Annotated in this window: 20 protein-coding genes and 1 pseudogene; 15 read left to right on the top strand and 6 right to left on the bottom strand. The window is 65.3% G+C overall.

The window, feature by feature from the left end:
• Positions 1-31 precede the first annotated feature (31 nt).
• Positions 32-721, bottom strand: a complete 690-nt coding sequence (locus tag ACX80V_RS05810) for a hypothetical protein (RefSeq protein ID WP_485842359.1) — start codon at positions 719-721, stop codon at positions 32-34.
• 193 nt (positions 722-914) lie between these two features.
• The gene (locus ACX80V_RS05805; RefSeq protein WP_024365339.1) at positions 915-1,118 is read right to left on the bottom strand and encodes a cold-shock protein; all 204 of its coding nucleotides are present in this window, start codon (positions 1,116-1,118) and stop codon (positions 915-917) included.
• Between the two features lie 317 nt (positions 1,119-1,435).
• On the opposite strand from ACX80V_RS05805, the gene ACX80V_RS05800 reads away from it, so the two are divergent.
• The 9 genes from ACX80V_RS05800 to ACX80V_RS05760 all read left to right on the top strand — a co-directional run bounded on the left by ACX80V_RS05800 (position 1,436) and on the right by ACX80V_RS05760 (position 10,540).
• Positions 1,436-2,233: an alpha/beta fold hydrolase gene (locus ACX80V_RS05800; protein ID WP_485842358.1), complete on the top strand. Its 798-nt coding sequence runs from the start codon at positions 1,436-1,438 to the stop codon at positions 2,231-2,233.
• A gap of 48 nt (positions 2,234-2,281) precedes the next feature.
• Positions 2,282-2,548 carry a type II toxin-antitoxin system Phd/YefM family antitoxin gene (locus ACX80V_RS05795; RefSeq protein ID WP_485842357.1) on the top strand — a complete coding sequence of 89 codons (267 nt, stop codon included), beginning with the start codon at positions 2,282-2,284 and terminating at the stop codon, positions 2,546-2,548.
• Entirely contained in the window at positions 2,545-2,937 is a 393-nt protein-coding gene (locus ACX80V_RS05790; RefSeq protein WP_485842356.1) for a type II toxin-antitoxin system VapC family toxin, read from the top strand. The genes ACX80V_RS05795 and ACX80V_RS05790 overlap by 4 nt, the downstream gene beginning before the upstream one ends.
• Before the next feature lie 129 nt (positions 2,938-3,066).
• Positions 3,067-4,509: a DUF3375 domain-containing protein gene (locus tag ACX80V_RS05785; RefSeq protein WP_485842355.1), complete on the top strand. Its 1,443-nt coding sequence runs from the start codon at positions 3,067-3,069 to the stop codon at positions 4,507-4,509.
• A complete protein-coding gene (locus ACX80V_RS05780) occupies positions 4,506-5,123 on the top strand; it encodes a DUF4194 domain-containing protein (protein ID WP_485842354.1) in 618 nt (205 codons plus the stop codon). The genes ACX80V_RS05785 and ACX80V_RS05780 overlap by 4 nt, the downstream gene beginning before the upstream one ends.
• Entirely contained in the window at positions 5,120-8,545 is a 3,426-nt protein-coding gene (locus ACX80V_RS05775) for an ATP-binding protein (RefSeq protein ID WP_485842353.1), read from the top strand. The genes ACX80V_RS05780 and ACX80V_RS05775 overlap by 4 nt, the downstream gene beginning before the upstream one ends.
• A complete protein-coding gene (locus ACX80V_RS05770; protein ID WP_485842352.1) occupies positions 8,535-9,827 on the top strand; it encodes a Wadjet anti-phage system protein JetD domain-containing protein in 1,293 nt (430 codons plus the stop codon). The genes ACX80V_RS05775 and ACX80V_RS05770 overlap by 11 nt, the downstream gene beginning before the upstream one ends.
• A 90-nt stretch (positions 9,828-9,917) precedes the next feature.
• Positions 9,918-10,193, top strand: coding sequence for a hypothetical protein (locus tag ACX80V_RS05765; RefSeq protein ID WP_485842351.1), 276 nt, complete (start codon positions 9,918-9,920; stop codon positions 10,191-10,193).
• Positions 10,190-10,540, top strand: coding sequence for a ribbon-helix-helix domain-containing protein (locus tag ACX80V_RS05760; RefSeq protein WP_485842350.1), 351 nt, complete (start codon positions 10,190-10,192; stop codon positions 10,538-10,540). The genes ACX80V_RS05765 and ACX80V_RS05760 overlap by 4 nt, the downstream gene beginning before the upstream one ends.
• 431 nt (positions 10,541-10,971) lie before the next feature.
• On the opposite strand, the pseudogene ACX80V_RS05755 reads toward ACX80V_RS05760, so the two are convergent.
• Positions 10,972-11,193 (bottom strand): annotated as a pseudogene (locus ACX80V_RS05755) (hypothetical protein); the annotation flags it as partial.
• Here ACX80V_RS05755 and ACX80V_RS05750 point away from each other — a divergent pair.
• The 4 genes from ACX80V_RS05750 (at position 11,144) to ACX80V_RS05735 (ending at position 14,267) form a co-directional block, all read left to right on the top strand.
• Complete coding sequence (locus ACX80V_RS05750) at positions 11,144-11,413, top strand: type II toxin-antitoxin system TacA family antitoxin (protein WP_485842349.1); 270 nt, start codon at positions 11,144-11,146, stop codon at positions 11,411-11,413. The pseudogene ACX80V_RS05755 and the gene ACX80V_RS05750 overlap by 50 nt on opposite strands.
• Positions 11,410-11,943, top strand: coding sequence for a GNAT family N-acetyltransferase (locus ACX80V_RS05745; protein ID WP_485842348.1), 534 nt, complete (start codon positions 11,410-11,412; stop codon positions 11,941-11,943). The genes ACX80V_RS05750 and ACX80V_RS05745 overlap by 4 nt, the downstream gene beginning before the upstream one ends.
• 86 nt (positions 11,944-12,029) lie before the next feature.
• Entirely contained in the window at positions 12,030-13,334 is a 1,305-nt protein-coding gene (locus tag ACX80V_RS05740; protein ID WP_485842347.1) for a diguanylate cyclase domain-containing protein, read from the top strand.
• Positions 13,335-13,484: 150 nt separating this feature from the next.
• Complete coding sequence (locus ACX80V_RS05735) at positions 13,485-14,267, top strand: GntR family transcriptional regulator (RefSeq protein WP_485842346.1); 783 nt, start codon at positions 13,485-13,487, stop codon at positions 14,265-14,267.
• A gap of 22 nt (positions 14,268-14,289) precedes the next feature.
• On the opposite strand, the gene ACX80V_RS05730 is transcribed toward ACX80V_RS05735, so the two are convergent.
• From ACX80V_RS05730 to ACX80V_RS05720, 3 genes are all read right to left on the bottom strand, one after another.
• On the bottom strand, positions 14,290-15,549 hold the full coding sequence (locus tag ACX80V_RS05730; RefSeq protein WP_485842345.1) for a S8 family serine peptidase: 1,260 nt from the start codon (positions 15,547-15,549) through the stop codon (positions 14,290-14,292).
• 63 nt (positions 15,550-15,612) lie between these two features.
• Positions 15,613-16,617, bottom strand: coding sequence for a nucleoside hydrolase (locus tag ACX80V_RS05725; RefSeq protein WP_485842344.1), 1,005 nt, complete (start codon positions 16,615-16,617; stop codon positions 15,613-15,615).
• A gap of 29 nt (positions 16,618-16,646) precedes the next feature.
• The gene (locus tag ACX80V_RS05720; protein WP_485842343.1) at positions 16,647-18,068 is read right to left on the bottom strand and encodes an MFS transporter; all 1,422 of its coding nucleotides are present in this window, start codon (positions 18,066-18,068) and stop codon (positions 16,647-16,649) included.
• Positions 18,069-18,204: 136 nt separating this feature from the next.
• Between ACX80V_RS05720 and ACX80V_RS05715 the strand changes: the two genes are divergently transcribed.
• Entirely contained in the window at positions 18,205-19,077 is an 873-nt protein-coding gene (locus ACX80V_RS05715; RefSeq protein WP_485842342.1) for a ribokinase, read from the top strand.
• Positions 19,074-19,568: a GNAT family N-acetyltransferase gene (locus tag ACX80V_RS05710; protein WP_485842341.1), complete on the top strand. Its 495-nt coding sequence runs from the start codon at positions 19,074-19,076 to the stop codon at positions 19,566-19,568. The genes ACX80V_RS05715 and ACX80V_RS05710 overlap by 4 nt, the downstream gene beginning before the upstream one ends.
• Positions 19,569-19,634: the final 66 nt, after the last annotated feature.

Raw genomic sequence — 19,634 nt, 5'->3', positions numbered from 1 at the left:
TTAATCCTGCCAGAGTGCCGGCGTGGATCCGTCATGGTGCGGGTTCAACCGACTCAACGGACTCAACCGCATAGGGTTTGGTGGCCGACCGCCGCAGCGGATGACGCAGGCGCACCTGGTACGGACCGTTCCGGAACGTGGCGCGGGGGTCCAACTGGACAAGCACGAGTGGTTCGTCGCTGGCGGAGTCCAGCCGCACCACCATGCCGTCGCGGCGCCCGTCCACCCACAGCGGGGTGGCCGGCTCCACGGCGGTTTCCTTAAAACGTTCCCGATACTCCTGCCCTGCGGCCAGGAAGAGTATCCCATGGGCCAGCCCGATGACTTTCAGCGGGACCACGGCGTCAGGCGGTGGGGGTTCGGGGGTGGGCCGGGCTTGCTGGTGGTGGTCCTGCGCGGCTGACGCCCTGGCTGCCTTCGCGTGCCGGTTGCATTCCGCGCACCGGGTTCGCTCCCCCACAGCGGCCAAGAGGGTCACTAGCAGTCTTCTGGGGGCGTGGTCCCAGGTGTCGGCCACCACCGGACACCACGCCGTGTGATAGACCGTCCCGTATTTCATCACATAGACCTGGTCATCGCCCAGTACGGGCATCCCCTCCCGGCGGGCGGCGGGCTCCACCGGCTTGAGCTCGCCGAGGCCTCTGGTCTCTGCCTGGGCGGGGCGGCTGCCGTTGACGTACTTGCGGATGAGCGGACTGAGTTGACGTTTTGGTATTGGCACGAAGTGCGGGCCTCTCTGCGCGGCGGGATGGACTCGATCCCCCCTGCTTGCCCACTGACTATCTTGAAGGGGTTTCTCGCAAGTTGCCAGTCGGGCGCTTTGAAGCACATCCGGGTTAACAAAAGCAGGGCCGGTCTAGTGACCGGCCCTGCTTTGAATAATGAAACCCTAAGGCCCCAGAATCTCTAAAGAATTAGAGTGCCTGGATGTTGACGGCCTGGGGACCCTTGGGGCCCTGCTCGGTTTCGAAGGAAACCTTCTGGTTCTCTTCGAGTGAGCGGAAGCCGGAAGAGGCGATCGCGGAGTAGTGAGCGAAAACGTCCTGTGAGGAGTCATCGGGGGAAATGAAGCCGAAGCCCTTTTCAGCGTTAAACCATTTGACGGTACCAGTAGCCATTATTTTTGTCCTTCGTGAAGGTGGAGGAAAAGTCCCGACTTTCGGGTCCTCCGGTGTGGGGTGTTCAAAACCGCTACTTCAGAAAGACGCGGACTTTCGACCGCGCGTACTGCCTGAACTACCAACTGCATAAACACAACAACAGGATCAACACTACAGGAGATTTTCCGGACTATTTACCACCGCCAACGAGACGGGTGGTTGAGCCCCCCCAAGATCCGGTGGTTGAGCCTGGGCCCACGACCGCAGGGTTCCCTGGCCGAGCCTGCGAGGTTAGGGAGCTGGTGGGGAGCGAAACCCAGGCGTACCGTTCTCCCATGGGACCAATTCGGGCCGTTCTTCTACCGGGCGCTGTACTCCCCGCCCAGGCCGCCTTCAGCGGACTCATCGCAGCCCTCGGGCCGGATGTCCAGGCAATCGCCAAGGATCTCGAGCTCTACGCGGACGATGGGCCGCCGGCGGACTGGAGCCTGGACACAGAGATCGACGGCGTGCTGCGCGAAGCCGATACCCGGGGATGGGAGACGTTCCATCTGGCGGGCTATTCAGGTGGCGGCGCGGCGGCGCTGGCGTTCGCTGCCAAGCACCCTGGCAGGCTGCTGAGCCTGGCGCTGCTGGAACCTGCCTGGGCCGGGAACTGGGACTGGAGCCATGCGTACACGGAGCTCCGGAAGAAGTACGAGCAGCTGGAAACACTCCCGCCGGAACAGTTCATGTCCGCCTTCATGAGGCTGGGCGTTAAGCCCGACGTCGTCCTTCCGCCGCCGCCGGATCCCCCGCCGCCGTGGATGGCCAACCGGCCGGCGGGTATCAGGGCGTTCCTGCGGACGTTCAAAAACTATGACCTGGAGAGGGCGCGATTGGCTGCTTTTCGCCAGCCCGTCTACTTCGCCCTGGGCGGCCTGAGCAATCCCCATGACTACGGCGATATCGCCAGCCGGCTGTCCAGGGTGTTCTTCCCGGACTTCCACCTGGAAGTGTTCCCCAAGCGCCACCATTTCGATCCGCCACACCGGATCGAGCCCGAGCGGCTGGCTGAATTGCTCCGGCGCCACTGGGAGCAGGCGGTGGTTGAGCCTGCCGAAACCGAGCCTCTCGAAACCCGCGGTGGTTGATCCTTACCCTCGGGCACACAGGTTGCTACGATTGCTACGGAGGTAACCATGGCGACCATCCCACATCGGGAACTGCGCAACCAGAGCAGCAAAATCCTGGAGCGCGTTAAGAACGGCGAAACCATCGACGTAACGAACAACGGCGAGATCGCCGCTACCTTGATCCCGCCGTCGGCGTCACCCTTTGAGCGGCTGCTGCTGGCGGGCCAGGTCCGCCCGGCCGCCAGCGGTCCGGTCGATTTCCAGACGCTGCCGCGCGTCCCGTCAGAAGCCGGCACTGCTGAGATCCTGGCTGACCTCCGCGGGGACCGGTGATCATCTACCTGGACACGTCGGCTGTCCTCAAGCTTGTGGTCGAAGAGCCAGAATCATCCGCGGCCGCCCACTACCTCTCAACCGCTGCAGCCCAGGGCCACCAGCTGGTGGCTTCGATGCTCCTCTATACGGAACTTCATTGCGCGGCCCATCGTCGCGGATTTCCCGGCGAGCCCGTCAATACGGTCCTCGGCGCCATCAACCTGGTCGATCTTGCCCGTTCGGACCTTATGTACGCGGCGGCCCTGCCCGGCAAGCTCCGAAGCGCCGACGCCATACATCTGGCCGCAGCCATCCGGCTGCAGTCCGACTTAATGGTGGCGTATGACGCCGATCTCCTGGCTGCTGCCGTCGATGCGGGCATCAACGTCCTATCCCCCGGCGGTTGACGGCGCCCGGTGATTGAGCCTGTCGAATGCCCTGGATCTCGACAGGCTCGATCACCGGGGACGACAAGTTCGATCACTGTCACCGTCCCCGTGTAGCTTAGGAAGAACAGCACCCTGCATGAGGACGCCATGGATTTCTACGCCATCAACGCACTGCGTGAGAACCACGCAGGGTGGTCCCTGCTCCGCGCTCAGAACGCCCCGCTGGCCGTCAGTTTCTTCATCAAGGCCTTCACCGGACCCAACCAACGGGACATCGGCCGGCAGGAGCTCATTGACCACCTCGATGATGTCCTGTTCGGCCTCCGTGAAGTCTTCGGCGAGGACAAGTATCCTCGGCCGGCCGGTGAGTACCTGGACGAGTGGGCGGCCCCGGAACGGGCCTGGCTGCGGAAATACTACGTCCCGGGCCAGGACGAGCCGCGCTACGATCTCACGGCCGCCGCCGAGGACGTGGTCCGCTGGGTGGAGAGCCTGAGCGGGCGGGACTTCGTGGCCACGCAGTCCAGGCTGACCAGCATCTTCGCCGTCCTGAAGGCCCTGGTCCAGCAGTCCGAGACCGATCCGGAGGTAAGGCTGGCCGAGCTCCAGCGCCAGCGGGACGGGATCGACGCCGAGATGCAGCGGATCAAGGCCGGCAACATCCGCGTGATGACGGCACCGGAAGCCCTGGACCACTTCCAGCAGCTGACCACCCTGGCCAAGGACCTGCTCTCCGATTTCCGCGAGGTGGAGCAGAACTTCCGGAAGCTTGACCGGCAGGTCCGTGAACAGATCGCCACGTGGGACGGCACCCAGGGCGAGCTGCTGGCCTCCATCTTCGCCAACCAGCAGGACATCAGCGGCTCCCTCCAGGGCCGAACGTTCCAGGGCTTCTGGGACTACCTGATGTCGCCGCAGCTGCGCACCGAACTGCGGGACCTGCTGCAGCGGGCCACCCAGATCGACGCCCTCGCCAAACTCGACAACCTGCACGCCGTCACCAACCTGCACCAGGACTGGCTACCCGCCGTCGAGCAGACCCAGGCCACAGTCCGGCAGCTCTCGCAGCAGATGCGCCGGCTCCTGGACGACAAGGTGTTCCTGGAAAACAAGCGCATCATGCAGCTCGTCCGGAGCATCGAATCCGGCGCCCTGGGCACCCGGGAGGTGCCGCCGTCGGGCGTCTTTATGGAGATCGCGGCTCAGTCCGTCGAGGTCGCGCTTCCGTTCGAACGGCCGCTGTATGAGCCGAGCCGGCGGATCATGGTGGATGACGTCGTGGTGGCGGCAAACGATGCAGAAGTGGATGCCGGCGCCCTCTTCAGCCAGTTCCATGTGGACACGGAGCGGCTGAAGTCCAATATCGACGACGTCCTGGCCGGCGCCGAGCAGGCCACCCTCGGCGAAGTAGCGGCCGCGCACCCTCTGTCGCAGGGGCTGGCGGAGATCGTGGCCTACTACCAGCTCGCCACCGAATCGGACTGGGCCTCCATCAACCCGGACGAGTCACAGCAATTGTCCTGGCAGCTCCCGGACGGCAGCATCCGGGAAGCCACCGTCGAACAGATCATCTTCGTGAGGCCGGCATGACCACCACAGACGCAGCTGAAACACACACGCCGGAGGAACTTCCCGGCGTCGTCACCAAGCTCTTCAAGGGCGTGGTCTACGCCGAGACGGACGAGAAGATCTGGCAGTCGCTGCTGGGCCTGTCCTCCCATGTCCGCGACTACGTGGCCGTCCTGGGCCTTGACCTGATCCTGGACGAGTCCGAGGGCTACGCGTTCCTGAAATCCCGCGAGGATCCGGACGGCACACTGCCGCGGCTGATCCCCCGCCGCCCGCTCACCTTCAACGTCAGCCTTCTCCTGGCACTGCTCCGCGGCCGGATGCTCGAATTCGACACCAACAGCAGCGAACTGCGCCTCATCATGACCGAGCGGGACATCGCGGACATGGTGGCCGTTTTCCTGCCCGAATCCAGCAACGAGGCGCGGATCCTGGACCAGCTCAGCACCAACATCAAGAAGGTGGTGGAGCTGGGCTTCCTGCGGAAACTGCGCGGCCAGACGGGCACCTACGAGGTGGCCCGGATCCTGAAGGCCTACGTGGATGCCCAGTGGCTGGAGGAATTCGAGGCGCGGCTCGCTGACTATCGCGCCTCGCTCACAGGCGCCAGCAGTAAGGAAGAGGACCGCATATGACCACCGAGACGGCCACCGCAGTTAAAGGCGGGACAGACGAGCAGGAGATGCTGTTCAGCCTGGATGAAAAAGCGGACGACGCCGGTACTCCCCCGGGCTTCCGGCTGCACCGTCTGGAGCTGCTCAACTGGGGCACCTTTCACCAGGAGGTACGGACGTTCCGGTTGGACGGTTCGAACAGCCTGCTGACCGGCGACATCGGCTCCGGGAAGTCGACAGTGGTGGATGCGATCACCACCCTGCTGCTACCGGCCAACAGGATCGAGTACAACAAGGCCGCGGGTGCGCAGAAGAAGGAACGCACCCTGATGTCGTACGTGCGGGGTTTCCACAAGAGCACCCGGAGCGCCGGCGGCGAGTACTCCAAGCCCGTGGCGCTGCGCGGGACGGGCAAACTCACAGTGGTCCTGGGCGTCTTCCACAACGCCGTCCTGGGCAAATCCATCACCCTGGCCATCACCCTCTGGGCCACCCAGGAGGCCGGCCAGCCCAACCGCTTCTACTCGCTGGTGGAGGGCGAGCAGTCCATCGCCGGGGACTTCGCCAACTTCGGCCAGGACCCCGCGAAGCTGAAGAAGCAGCTCCGGGCCGCGGGTGCGTCCCTCCATGAAACGTTCGAGCCTTATGCGGCGGCGTTCAAGCGGCAGTTCGGCATCAGCGGAAACCAGGCCATGGAGCTGTTCCACCGCACGGTGTCCATGAAACAGGTGGAGAACATCACCAACTTCGTGCGCACCAACATGCTTGAGGAAGACGACGTCGAGGCCCGGATCGGCAACCTCATCCACCACTTCGACGATCTCAAGAAAGCCCATGACGCCGTCCTGCGCGCCAAGGACCAGATCGCCCTGCTCACCCCCATCACCGAGGGCGCGGCCCAACACGCCGCCCTGAGCCGGGACGATGAATTCGCCCGCCAGCAGCGGGACCAGCTGCACCCGTGGTTCACGGACCGGAAGCTGCAGCTGAGCATCGAGCACCAGGCGGAACTGCGGAACACCGGTGCGCGGCTGCAGGAGGACAGCGGCAAGCTGGCCACCGAAATCACCCAGCTGCGCCTGGACCTGGCCGCCGTCAAGGAGGATATCAGGAGCAACGGCGGCGGCCGTCTGGCCGCCATCGAGGCGGAGGCCGCGCGGCTGGGCGAGGAGTCCAGGGCGCAGCGGGTGCGCTTCGAAAAGTACGCCGAAGCCGCGGCAGAGCTCGGTCTTCAGGCCCCGGCGGACCGCGTCCAGTTCGACGCCAACCGCGCCCGGCTCGCCGACGTCGAAAAGGACCTCGCCGCTACGGCCAACGATGTGCAGGACAGCCGCACCGAACTGACCATGACACGCACGGTACTCACCGGCCGCGCCAGCGACATCGCCGCGGAGCTGACCAGCCTGCAGGCGCGTCCCAACCTGCTGCCGCGCCCCCAGGTGGAGCTCCGCCGTCGGCTGTGCGACGGTACCGGCATCCAGGAATCAGAGCTGCCGTACGCCGGTGAGCTGCTGCGCGTCCGCGACGGCGAAGCGGCGTGGGAAGGCGCCGCCGAACGCACGCTGCGCGGCTTTGCACTGTCGCTGTTGGTGCCGTCGGAGCACTACGCTGCGGTGAGCGGCTGGGTGGACGGCAACAACCTCCGCGGCCGGCTGGTGTACCTGAAGATCGGCGAATCGTACACGCCGAAGCCGGCCGAGGCGGGCACGCTGGCGACGAAGATCGCCATCAAGCAGGGGACGCCGTTCCGCAATTTCCTGCTGGATGAGCTCAGCAGCCGCTTCGACTATTTCTGCTGCGACACCCTGGAGGACTTCCGCCGCCGTTCCAAGGCGCTGACCGCCAACGGCCAGCTCAAGGGCGGCCGCGGCCGGCACGAGAAGGATGACCGGCAGGAGCTCTCGGACCGCCGGAACTACGTCCTGGGCTGGGACAACCTGGACAAGATCAGCCGCTTCCGTACCGAGCAGGACGAGGTCCAGGGCCAGCTGAGCGTCGTGGCCGGCCAGCTGTCCCGGGTCAACGATTCCCTGGGCGCCATCGGCCGGCAGAACCAGCAGCTGGGCATCATCGGGGCGGTGTCGGACTTCGCCGAGCTCAGCTGGCAGCTCACCGCACGCCGCATCGAGGAGCTCAAGGCGGAGAAGGCCCAGCTGGAGTCCACCAGCGATGTGCTGCGCCAGCTGACGGCGAAGGAAGCCGAGCTCACCGGAAAGCTGGATCGCCTGCAGGTGCGGGCCGATGATGTCCAGCGGCGGATCGGCTCCAACGAGGGCGCCGCCAAGGACATCGTGGAGGCGATCGAGGACTGCCGCGACGTCTTGCGGGAGACCCCGTTGACGGACGACGGCGGCGTGCTGGCCGCCGTCGCAAGGCTCGCCGCCGCGGAACTCGCCGGCAAAGGACTCACCTACAAAAACACCGGCACCGTCGAAAGCTCCGTCAGGTCAGGGCTGACAGACACCATCGACGCACTGTCCAAACAGATCGCCCGGGCCGCCGAGAAGACCGTCCGGCTCATGGCCGAGTTCCGGAACAAGTACCCGAACGAGACCACGGAGATTGACGCCGCCCTGGAGTCAGCCGGCGAGTTCGGCAAGCTGCTGGAGCAGCTGGTCAGCAACGATCTCCCGCGCTTCGAGGCCCACTTCAAGGAGTCCCTGAACCAGAACACCATCCATGAGGTGGTGGCGTTCAACGCGTTCCTGGACAGCCGCCGGCAGGACATCGTGAACCGCATCGGCGAAATCAACCTGTCCCTGGCCGGGATTGAGTACAACGCCGGCCGGCACATCCAGCTGGAGCACCAGAACAGCACCGACCTCGACGTGCGGCAGTTCGGCCTGGACCTGCGGGCCTGTTCGGAGGGGACCATCGGCGACGATGACCAGTACTCCGAGCAGAAGTACCTGCAGGTGGCGCGCCTGATCGAGCGCTTCCGGGGCCGGGACGGCTACACCACCATCGACGAGCGCTGGACCGCCAAGGTCACGGACGTCCGGAACTGGTTCACGTTCTCCGCCTCGGAAAAATGGACCGAAACCGGCGAGGAATTTGAACACTTCACGGACTCGGGCGGCAAGTCCGGCGGGCAGAAGGAGAAGCTCGCCTACACCATCCTCGCCGCCGCACTGGCGTTCCAGTTCGGGCTGGCGTCCGGCAAGGGTGCCGGTAAAAACGCCGGCAGTGGCCGCAGTTTCCGGTTCGTGGTCATTGATGAGGCGTTCGGCCGCGGCTCCGACGAGTCGGCCCGGTACGGGCTGGAGCTGTTCCAGCGGATGAAGCTGCAGCTGCTGATTGTCACTCCCCTGCAGAAAATCCACGTGATCGAACCCTTTGTCTCCCATGTGGGGTTCGTGGCCAACACCAACGGCGACGATTCGCAGCTGCGGAACATGACCATCCAGGAGTACCGGGACGAGCGGGCCCGGCGTGCCGGGTGACCGGCTTTCGGCTTCCGCTCCTGGCCGGGCGCAGGCGGGCCGGGCGCAGGGCTGGACCACACTGGCTGACCTGCGGGCGCAGTCGCTGAAGGCCTGGGGCAGCGGTGCGTTGCTCCGCGAGGTGCTGGAACCCAGCGGACAGTACCCCCGCCGTCGTCCGTTGAAACGTCCGACGGCGGCGACGCTCCGGAGTGACTACGCGGCGGCGAGTGCGTGGGCGGCTGAGTTGTTCGCCGCCGTGGGTCCGTTCAGCCTGGAAACCGCAGAGGTGGGGCGCACCACGGTGGGGGCCAACCAGCTTCCGGCGGCGGCGGTCTTTGCAAACGCCGATGCCGAGGTCGCATTTGTAGGTAAGGCAAAGGACTCAGGCCGGTTCGTGGAGCTCGCCGGGAGTCTGGCCTCTCTGCACTCCTTGTTCCGCGGGTGGGCGCTGAAGCGGCCGCTCAAGCTGCTGGAACTCGGGGCTGACGCGCTGACAGCGGCCCGGGTGGCCCTTTGGCTGGAGGACAATCCCGAGCCCGGCATCTATGTGCGGCAGCTGAGCCTTCCCGGTGTGCACACCAAGTTCATCGAGAACCACAGGGCGGTGATCAGCGAGCTGGCCATGGTGCTGCATGCTGATTCCGTGCGCGCCGAGATTGAGCCAGACGAGGACTCTCTTCCGGACTTTCCCGCTGAGCCCGGTTCGCTATTGGGGTTGACGCCGGCCCGGACGCCGGCAGCGCGCTTTGCCGCGGGCCACGGCTTCCTGCATCCGCCGGAGCTGGTCAGGTTCCGCCTGCTGGATCCGGCCGTGCCACTGCTGGGCCGGGCCCGTGATCTGACCGTGACAGCTGAAGCCTTCAGCACTTTGAGCCTGCCCGTCACAAAGGTGCTGATCACGGAGAACCTGGTCAACTTCCTGGCCCTCCCCGACCGCCCGGACACGCTGGCGCTTTATGGCGGCGGTTATGGGTTCACGTCGTTACGGGACGCCGGGTGGCTACGTGACTGTGAGGTCCTGTACTGGGGCGATCTGGACACGCACGGGTTCCGGATTCTGGACCAGCTCCGCGCGGTCCACCCTCATGTGTTGAGCGTGCTGATGGACGAGGCCACGCTGTTGGCCCACCGCGATGCCTGGGTCCGTGAGCCGACGCCGTCGAAGGCTGTGTTGAGCCGGCTGACTGCAGCCGAGTCCGCGCTCTATAAGGGACTGCGCAATGACGCCTTCGGGACGGCGGTCAGGCTGGAGCAGGAGCTGATCCGCTGGGACTGGGCGCTGGCCCGCCTCGGTGGCTGAGCCTGCCGCAACCGGGCCTGCGCATCCATGCCGTTAGGCATCGACAAAATTCGGCCACGATTATCGGCTACAAAATGTTAGAATAAGCCCATGGCGCCGAAGTGGCTGGGATCAAGTGACAGACACGGGATCCCGAGAGCTGACCAGATCTACGCCATCCTAAATGCCACGTTAGAGGCCGAACTGAAGGGCGAGGCGCAAGAGGGCCGGATATTGCTCTTTATTGGACCGGCTCATGAGCAGACCGATCGTGAATTAGAGATCCTCGTGAACGATTTTCCTGGCACAGGGAAAGAAGCCGTCGTGTTTCATGCAATGACACTCGGTCCAAAATTCAAGCGATTGCGGGAGGAGTACCAGCCATGACTGATCAGAGGAAACCGGACTACGATGCACTGGCCGATCGATTGACCGGCGACTCGCCCCTGGAGGCGGCTGCTGTACAATTTGGCAGCGACGCCGCTGCATCTGGGCGCGAGTTCTTGGTGCGAGAGTACGGCGGCGATGATGCCATCAGGCATGCCATACGCCGTGGCCGGCCCCGCGTCGGGGACTCGACACGGGGCGAATCCGCCACCGTACGTGGGCGGATCGGCGATGTCGAATACCGCGCCTTTATGGAACTGGTGACTGAACTGGGTAAGCCGCAGTCCGAGCTGATTCGCGAAGCCGTGCACCTATTGCTGGAACACCACAAGAAGCTCGCCAGTTAGCCTGGCGAAACCCGTCGGTTGAGCCTGACGAAACACGGAGCTCATGCCTTCGTCGGAACAGCCCGATCTAACTTTATTGGTTTCAAATAAAGCCTCGATAGATTAGTAAAGTCTGGCCAGTGGAAAGACTCGCGCTGCTTGAGCCCGTCAAAACCACCGCGGTGTTTCTGGATCTCGACAGGCTCGATCACCCGGCGCTGAGCTCGATCAGCGGCGCTCGCTCGCGCCAGGGGTGACTGCCGCCGGCGTCGGGGCGATGTGCAGTCGCGTGGAGACCGCGGCCACGAAAGCGAACAGGAATGCCCCTGCCGCGATGGCCAGCGACATGGCGACGACGGTTCCGTAGCCGCTGACCCGGGGGTCCAGGAATGGGTAGGGTACCAGTCGACGATGCGACCGCGGATCAGGCTGTAGACCAGATAGAGCAGGGGGAACCCGAGCCAGATCAGCGACGTGCGGACGGGGACCCTGGTTCTGGGCAGGTCAACAAGCCAGTCGATCACCATGATGGTCGGGATGGTGTAGCTGGAGGGTGGTTGAGCCTGTCGAACCTCTACCGACGGCCGTACAAATGCCGTACATTGATTTTTGGAGGTATACACAATGGCAAGCACAAAAACGCGGCGCTTGGAGCTACGCACGGACGAGAGCACGGATGAGTTGATCACGGAAGCTGCCGAACTTCTGCGCGTTTCCAAGTCGGCGTTTGTAACCGAGGCTGCCCGACAGGCCGCACAAAAAATCATCTCGCGTTCGGACGTCACTTTGATGGCACCTGAGGTCTTCGACGCCATGATGGCATCACTAAATGTTCCGGACGAATCCGCAGAACTCGCCAGGCTCGCCCAGCTTCCGCGGCGCATCGGTCCATGAACGGTCCGACCTTCCGCACTGTGAAACTGGCCTCCGGGTATGACCTGGGGGCCTTTGACTGTGGTGAAGCCGCCTACAACGAGTGGCTGACAGACCACGCGGGACAAGCCGTGGAGGCCGGCGCGAGCATGGTGTATCTACTTCTGGAGAGCAGGCCCGATACGGACGATCGCGTCGTCGGATACTTCGCGATCTGCCCCACGCTCGTGGTCCGCGACGGCACGCCGAAGCCGCTCCAGCGAAAAGTACTGCGCAATGCCCCCGGCTGGCTCTTGGCCAAGCTGGCACTCGACAGTTCGCTGCGCGGCGACAAGGCCAACCAGTGGGGTTGGCAGCTTCTGCGCGTGGCACTGGAGACTATCCTCGCTGCCGAGGAGCTCGGTGGTGGCCAGATCATCGTGGTTGATGCCGACAATCCCGGCTTGGTTGGCTGGTATGCCCGTCATGGATTTGTCCCAACCGGAGGCGACAACCTGCGGCTTTACATGAAGGTTGCAACAGCCAGGAAATACTTGTCGCCCGGTGGTTGAGCACGTCGAAACCGCGCCTGTCGAACCACGATTCTAGGCAGTGCCGTGTAATTTAGGCATAACATCACCCCGGTCCGAGGACGCCCATGCATAAGACCCCCACTTCGCCGCGCTCCTTTAGCCTGCAGCGTGAATGGTCCGGGGCATTCACGCTGATGCTGCTGGCCCTGTTCGTCGGCGCGGCGGTCACCGTCGTGGGAGTCCGGTTCGTGGTAAACGAGATGGAAGCTGCGAACGGCCGGCTCCAGGCCGAGTACGGCACCGTCGCTGAGCTGGCCGCCGCCCTTGAGACGCATGAGCAGCTGGGACACCAGTTGCTGGCCGCGGCGCCCGTGAACCGGGAGGCGTTTGTCCTGGATCAGCAGGATATTGAAAAGCGCTTCCGTGCAGCCGCCGCGGTCCCAGCAGTGGACGAAGGCAGGCCGGAGGCCCTGTCCGCTGTGCAGCAGGACTGGCAGTCCGGCCTGGAGAAAGCAGGCCTCTGGGGCGACCCTGCACAGAACCCCGCCGCCAACAACGTGGCTGGCTCCCCTGCCTTCGCGGCGGCCAGCTCGAACGTCCGGACGCAGCTGGCCGAGGTCCAGCAGTCGTCCCTCCAGGCGCTGAACAGTGGGCTCGTGGACACGCGCGAGCTCGAGGGGCTCCTGGCGGTTGGCCGGTTCGGGCTGTTCGTGGTGGCCATCGGCGCCACCCTGTACTTCCGCCGCCGGATGGCCAAGGACCTGATGCGGCCCGTCAACAGCCTCCGCCGGGGCGTCCTGAAGCTGCAATCCGGCGACTACAGCCACCGCCTGGACGTGGCCCGGCGTGACGAACTCGGCGATGTCGCCGTGGCGTTCAACGGGATGGCCGCCGCGCTCCAGGACAGCCACAAGGCCCTGACGTACCGGGCCACACACGATGACCTCACCGGGCTCGCCAACCGTGCGGCCCTGGCCGAGCGCCTACTGGCGTCGTTCGAACCGGGCAGCGACCGCCGGACCCGGCACGAAGGCCTGCTGTTCATCGACATCGACGATTTCAAGGACGTCAACGATTCCTTGGGCCATGAAGGCGGCGACGCGCTGTTGGCCCAGCTGGCCGAGCGGCTGCGGGCAAGCGTCCGCAGCCACGACCTGGTGGCCCGGCTGGGCGGCGACGAGTTCGCCGTCGTGGTTTTGGATAACGACGACGGCACTCCGGCAACGGGGCTCGTCGCCGAGCGGATCTATGAGGCGCTCAGCGAGCCGTTCGTGATCGGCGACCGGTTTTTGCGGGTGTCCCTGAGTATGGGCGTCGCGCGGCGGACCGAGGACACTGCGGACGTGACGGAGCTGCTGCGGCAGGCGGATTCGGCCATGTACCGGGCCAAGCACGGCGGTAAGGCCCGGTACGAAATCCACGGCGGTTGAACCCGCATCGAAACCAGGCCTGCCTGAACTTCCAGACCCTGCGGCGGGTTGTCGAGCAGCGGAGCAAAACCCAGCAGCAGGTGCCACTTGTCCAACAAACGTGTCGGACCGGTAGGCTGGGAATCCCCAGACCACTAAGCGAGGAATAACGTGCACGAGGACGCCGCAAGGTTCCTGTCCCAGCCGGTGCAGGCCCAGCCCGGCTCACCCCTCCGCGTGGCGGTGTACTCCCGGATAGCCGAGGCCATCCGCAACAGCCTGCTGACGCCCGGCTCCATGCTACCCACTGAAACCGAGCTCGGTGCGGACATGAAGGTCAGCCGCACCGTCGTCCGCGAAGCGCTGATGCTGCTCGAAGAGGACGGGCTCATCCGGGCCCGCCGCGGCGTCGGCCGGTTCGTCGCCGACACCCTCCCCCGCATCGGAATCGAGCGGATCCGCCCGTTCGAGGAAGTCCTCGGCGGCCCCGGCCAGCACCTCGAAATCAAACGCGTCCTCCGGGAGCGGCAGCCCGCTTCCGAGTTCGTCGCCCCCGGCGTCGGCGTGGAGCCCTGCAGCGACTGCTGGCTGTGGGAATCCGTCCTGATTCGTGACGGCGAGGCCATCGCCCACCTGCAGGAAAACGTCTCCGCCCAGCCCGTCAGCCTCGGCAGCCGCCCCGCCGCACCTTTGGACATCGAGGACGACGGCGGCGCCACCCTGCTTGCCACGCTCACCAAGCAGCTCGGCCGGCAGTCCGGTCCGGGCGAGTGCCAGATCAGCCTGAGCCAGGTGGGGCCCAGTCGCGCGAAGCTGCTGGACCTCCGGCCGTCGGACCCTGTGCTGGTCCTCACCCAGTACGTCAGATACGGCAACCGGCCCTTTTACCTGGCCAAGTGCCTCATCGCGGCCCGCGCCGGCCACCTGTCAGTAATGCAGTCCCTTCAGTCCTAGTACTGCAGACCCCGAACAGTAACTACCGGACGGCCTTGTCGGCGTTCACGCGGCCATATGCCCAGTAGGAGTCCTGGCCGGTGATCTTCTCGGCGGTTGATTCGACGTTTGCCCGGACTGAGGCGTTTGTGGCACCAGGGTGGGAACTCCAGGCCAGCCCGGCAACTGCAGCGACGATCGGCGAAGCCATCGAGGTTCCGCTGCCGATGTCGTACCCCCGAGAGCGGTTGTACTGACTCGCAAGAGCGAACCTGTGGTTCGGGAAGGTCGAGTAAACGTTGACACCGGGTGCTGCCACGTCCACCCAGCTGGCTCCGTAGGTTGAGAACGATGCTTTCGCGTCGTTGTTGTCGGTGGCGCCGACGGCAATGACATTGGGGTATGCGCCGGGGTAGAACTTATTCTCGTTACCGCCGTTTCCTGCGGCTGCAACAAGCACCACACCAGCGTTCCAAGCGTTGTTTACAGCGGTTTCGAGAGTGATAGACGCCCCCACTGCGAGGCTCATGTTGATCACCTTGGCGTTCTTGCTAACCGCCCAGTTGATACCATTTGCAAGGCTTGAGCTGGATCCCATCCCGTTGTCGCTGAGCACTTTGCCAGCCAGGATTGTGCAGCCAGGGCATACGCCGGCCACGCCGTACGTGTTGTTAGCGGTAGCGGCAACAATACCTGCCACATGCGTGCCGTGGCCGTAATAGTCCTCGGCCACCGGGTCCTTGCCGCGCGTGGCAGAACTGCTGAAATTGGCCCGGTCCACGACTTTCGATGAAATGTCTTCGTGCTTGCTGTCCACACCGGAATCGAGAACAGCAACCTTGATGCCGCTGCCGGTCGTTACCGTCCACGCTTCGACGGCGTCGACATCAGCGTCCGCCGTGCCTTCGGCGACAGTCAGTGTGTTGGCCGTGTTCTTAAAAGACTGACCAGTATTTTGCAGCGCGTACTGACGGGGGAAATACTCGTCAGTTGAAGCGGCAGTAACAACGTGGTCCGGCTCGGCGTACTCAACTGCCGGGTTCCGGCTCAGTGCCTCGATGAGTTGGAGTTCCTTACCGGCCGGCACTGCGATCAGGTGGGCGCCCGTGCTGCCAATCCCTGGGCCGTCGTTGAGGCCATGGCGGCGCAGTACCCCGGCTGCCGCCGCATCGTCACGGAACTTGACCATGATCTGCCCCGCGATGTGCGACGGCTCGGGCGCTGCGTTGCCTGGGCCTGCGAAGGTGATGGTGCCGAGCCCCATCATGAGCGCTGCGAAACCGGCGATAACTGTCTTTTTCATGGGGTTATCTTGCACCAACCCGGACCGGCTGGATAGTTCGGCGCGGCAAATCGCCCTACCTAATCACGCAGGTGACGGAACCGCGGCGGCGAGTGCCGCCGTCGTAGTTTCAGCGAAGGAAAGCAGTGTCTCCACCAGGTGCGGTGCGAAGTCCTGTTCAAGTGAGAGCACCACGCGGCACCGGGCGCCGGGCTGCTCCGGGTAGCCCAGGTAGGAGCCGCGCATGTCGCAGACGGTCTGCCCGCGGCCCGGCCCGGCAGAGGTGTCGACGGCGGCATGCACCACCGGGGCCACCGTCGCCTTAATGCCGCCCACCGCGAGCGCCGCCGCCAGCGGATCGTGCATGGCGGAGCAGGGCTGGCCGAAGATGCCCTCATAGAACCGGAAGTAGTAGCCCAGCATGTCGCCGAGGGCCTGCGGGACCGGGTGGTCCGCGGCGAGCAGTTCCTGCCGGTGGCTTTCCTCCAGGACGTTGGCCATTGTGACGTCCAGCGGCACCAGGGTCACGTCCCAGTCGGCGGCCAGCACCAGGGCGGCGGCCTCGGGGTCGTTGAAGATGTTGGCCTCCGCCACCGGGCTAATGTTCCCGGGGACCAGGGCCGCCCCGCCCATGATGGTGATTTCGTCCACGAGCGAGGGCAGCGCGGGGTCCAGGCGCAGCGCCTCCGCGATGTTGGTCAGCGGGCCGATGGCGAGCACCCGCAGCGTTCCCGGATACTCATGGGCGAGCCGGACCAGCATCTCGGCCGCGCTCTCGGACTCCAACGTGGCGGACGCCGTCGTAAGGGAAACCCCGCCGATCCCGTTCTCCCCGTGCACCCACGGCGCCCCGCCGCCGAACGAGCCGGCGAGCGGATCGTGGGCGCCGAGCGCGACGGGGATGTGCGCGTGACCGGCGAGCTGGAGGAGGTCCAGGGTGTTGCGGGCGCCGACGGCGGCGCTCACGTTGCCGCTGACGGTCCCGATGCCAACCACGTCGGCGGTGGGGGCGGCCAGCAGGTAGGCCAGGGCTAGGGCGTCGTCGATTCCGGTGTCGCAGTCCAGGTAGAACGGGAAGGTGTCGGTCATGGCGGTGGTTCTCTTTCGGTAAAGGGGGGTTAGACCGTCTCGCCCTTGGGGGCGGCGACGAAGAGGCTGACGATGAACGCAGCGGCCGTGATGGCCACCGAGATCCAGAGGGCGGTGGTGTACCCGGCGGCGGTGGCCTGGGCGGCGAAGGGTGCCACGAGGACGACGCCGAGGCTCGCCCCGATGCCGAAGGAGGCACCGTTGATGCCGGGCAGGGCAGCCGGGGCTTCCTTGGGTGAGAGCAGCACCGAGAGCCCGTTGATGGCGGTGAGGAAGAAGCCGTTGTAGAAGATGCCGAGGGCCGCGATGGCGATCAGGACGGCGACCTGGTTGTCGGAGAACGTGGCAGCGGCGATGGCGCAGGCGAGGCTGAGCCCCGTTCCGGCCCGGAGGGTTTTGATCCAGCCGCGCCGGTCGGCGAGCCAGCCGGCGAGGGGCGCGGCGAAGACGCCGATCAGGGCGGCCGGGGTGAGGAACAGCAGCGCGGAAACTGATGCGGTCAGCCCGAAGCCGGCACCGGCGTCCTGGCTGAGGAGCACCACGGTGAAGTTGATGATGGCGAAGATGCCGGCGAGGGTCAGGACGGTAGTGGCGATGACGGGCCAGACCTGGCGGGAGCGCAGGTGGTGGACTGCGATGAGGGGGTGGCTGCGCTTCTTTTCGATCATCCAGAAGGCGGCGAAGGATACGACGGTGCCGGCAAGCAGGGCCAGGGTGCTGGGCGCTGTCCAGCCCGCGGCGGATCCGCCGGAGACGAAGTAGGTGATGAACACAAGGAACACAGAGAGGGATCCGGCGCCCCACCAGTCCATGGCGCCGCGCACGCCCCGCGGCCGTCCGGCCGGAACAATCTTGATGATGCAGGCGGCGGCGATGGCGGTCAGGACCAGCACGACGACGAAGATGGAGCGGAAGCCGAGGGTCTCGGCCATGAGCCCGCCCACGTAGCCGTCCACGCCGCCCACTCCTCCGTTGATGGCGGCGATGATGCCCACGGATGTGCCGAAAACGCGGGCCTTCAGGTTTTCACTGAGGACGATGTAGGCCAGTGCGAAGACCGCGCTGGAGACTCCTTGGAGGAACCTGCCGGCAATGAGCAGCGGCAAAGTTGGGGCAGCGATGCAGAGAAGCGTTCCCGCGCCCATAATCCCGAGGACTAGGAGCAGGGCGGCGCGGCGGCCGATGAAGTCGCTCCAGCGTCCGATGACGGGCCCGGCGATGGCCCCGGCGAGGAAGAACATGGACTGGACGGGAGCTGCGCTCTCGGCGCCCTGGCCGAACGAGGCCGCGATCTGCGGCAGCGCCGGGGTGACCATGCTGGCGTTGAGCTGGAAGGACAGCACGCCGAGCAGCAGGGTGGAGATCAGCATGGCGGCGCGGCGGCCGCCGAGTTTCTGTTCGTCCCCGGCGATGGCTGGCGGCGAAGCGGCGACTGAGGTTGGGGTGTTCACATCAAACTCCTTTGTTCTGCAGGGCGGTTCCTGCCCTGGGATGTGAGTTGTTATACAACCATGTATGACGCACAAGTACAACCGTGCCGTAAACTATTTCCTAATCCACCCGCTTTGCCCCCCGATAGGACTTCCCATGAGCATTCGACTTCCTGCCGTCACCGTCGTCGGCAGCATCAACCTCGACATCATCGCCACCACGGACAGGCTCCCGGTAGCCGGAGAGACTGTCGGCGGCGGCGCCCTGACCCAGCAGCCCGGCGGCAAGGGAGCCAACCAGGCGGCAGCAGCCGCGCGCTTGGGCGCGAGGACCCGGATGGTTGGGGCGGTCGGCGATGACGCCTCCGGAACCCTGATGCTGGACGCCCTGTCAGGCGCCGGCGTGGACACTTCGGCCGTTGCCGTGCTCGACGGCGGCGCGACGGGCACGGCGCTGATCGTGGTGGACCGCGACGGTGAAAACCAGATCGTGGTGTGCCCGGGTGCCAACTCCGGCTTCTCCCTGGAGGGCCAGGAGTTCGGGCCGGGCGAGACGGTGCTGTGCCAGCTGGAGGTGGGCCTGCCCGTGGTGGTGGAGGCCGCCCGGCGTTCGGCCGGTTTCTTTGTCCTGAATGCGGCCCCGGCCATGGACCTGCCGGCGGAGCTGCTCGAGCGCTGCGACCTGGTCATCGTCAACGAGACCGAGTATGCCCTGATTCCTGCCCTGGCAACCGCGAAGCTTGTCGCCGTGACGTACGGGAAGGACGGCTCGGGGATGTTCGAGCACGGGCGCCGGGTGGCAGAGGCTCCCGCATCCTCAGTGACGGTGGCGAACACCATCGGCGCGGGCGACGCGTTTTGTGCGGCCCTGGTCCTGGCACTCGGCGCGGGACTTGACTACTCCACAGCGCTGGCGGCGGCCAACGCCGTGGGGGCGGATGCTGTGGGCGATCCCTCGTCGCAGCCGGCTCTGGCTCCGCTGGAGGAGTACGTTGCCCGCGCAGTTGGAGCAGGAGTTGCTGGACGATGAACATGGTCTTCAGGCAGGCAACGCCCGCCGATCACTCAGAGGTCCGGAGAATCACTCGGGAGGCGTACCTCCATGCGGGGCATTTCACCGCCGATCACCCGTACATGAGCGTGCTTGAGGACGTGGAACACCGGGCGGAGCATGCCGAGGTGTGGGTGGCCGAAGCCTCCGGCGCGGTTGTCGCGGCCGTGACGCTGACCTTCGCAGGCCAGCCGTACAGCGAGATCGCGGTGGACAATGAGCTCGAGTTCCGGATGCTGGCCGTTGATCCTGCGTTTCAGGGCGGCGGGATTGGTCGCGTTGTAGTCCGCCGGGTCATAGAACACGCACATGCGATGCTTGACATCCGGGCAATCAGCATCACGAGCGCGACGTTCATGGAACGGGCACATACTCTCTACGAATCCCTGGGTTTCCAGAGGGTCCCGAAGCGCGACTGGTACGTGCCCGGCGAGGACGTCCTCCTCTGGGTGTTCCGCCTCGAGCTGTAACGATAGCCGCCGGCCGACCGGTCATGAACCCCCAAGGCACTCTCTCTTTCTGCACGTTTTTGGGCC

It is taken from the genome of Pseudarthrobacter arbutini (assembly GCF_054510915.1).
The sequence above is the reverse complement of the archived record's forward strand: the minus strand, read 5'-3'. Positions and strand labels throughout refer to the sequence as shown.

Excerpts from the sequence above, each read along its gene's own strand:
- ACX80V_RS05800 (WP_485842358.1), top strand. The coding sequence starts at position 1,436 with ATGGGACCAATTCGGGCCGTTCTTCTACCGGGCGCTGTACTCCCCGCC.
- ACX80V_RS05765 (WP_485842351.1), top strand. The coding sequence starts at position 9,918 with ATGGCGCCGAAGTGGCTGGGATCAAGTGACAGACACGGGATCCCGAGA.
- ACX80V_RS05795 (WP_485842357.1), top strand. The coding sequence starts at position 2,282 with ATGGCGACCATCCCACATCGGGAACTGCGCAACCAGAGCAGCAAAATC.
- ACX80V_RS05805 (WP_024365339.1), bottom strand. The coding sequence starts at position 1,118 with ATGGCTACTGGTACCGTCAAATGGTTTAACGCTGAAAAGGGCTTCGGC.
- ACX80V_RS05750 (WP_485842349.1), top strand. The coding sequence starts at position 11,144 with ATGGCAAGCACAAAAACGCGGCGCTTGGAGCTACGCACGGACGAGAGC.
- ACX80V_RS05740 (WP_485842347.1), top strand. The coding sequence starts at position 12,030 with ATGCATAAGACCCCCACTTCGCCGCGCTCCTTTAGCCTGCAGCGTGAA.
- ACX80V_RS05715 (WP_485842342.1), top strand. The coding sequence starts at position 18,205 with ATGAGCATTCGACTTCCTGCCGTCACCGTCGTCGGCAGCATCAACCTC.
- ACX80V_RS05730 (WP_485842345.1), bottom strand. The coding sequence starts at position 15,549 with ATGAAAAAGACAGTTATCGCCGGTTTCGCAGCGCTCATGATGGGGCTC.
- ACX80V_RS05760 (WP_485842350.1), top strand. The coding sequence starts at position 10,190 with ATGACTGATCAGAGGAAACCGGACTACGATGCACTGGCCGATCGATTG.
- ACX80V_RS05745 (WP_485842348.1), top strand. The coding sequence starts at position 11,410 with ATGAACGGTCCGACCTTCCGCACTGTGAAACTGGCCTCCGGGTATGAC.
- ACX80V_RS05780 (WP_485842354.1), top strand. The coding sequence starts at position 4,506 with ATGACCACCACAGACGCAGCTGAAACACACACGCCGGAGGAACTTCCC.
- ACX80V_RS05725 (WP_485842344.1), bottom strand. The coding sequence starts at position 16,617 with ATGACCGACACCTTCCCGTTCTACCTGGACTGCGACACCGGAATCGAC.
- ACX80V_RS05785 (WP_485842355.1), top strand. The coding sequence starts at position 3,067 with ATGGATTTCTACGCCATCAACGCACTGCGTGAGAACCACGCAGGGTGG.
- ACX80V_RS05775 (WP_485842353.1), top strand. The coding sequence starts at position 5,120 with ATGACCACCGAGACGGCCACCGCAGTTAAAGGCGGGACAGACGAGCAG.
- ACX80V_RS05710 (WP_485842341.1), top strand. The coding sequence starts at position 19,074 with ATGAACATGGTCTTCAGGCAGGCAACGCCCGCCGATCACTCAGAGGTC.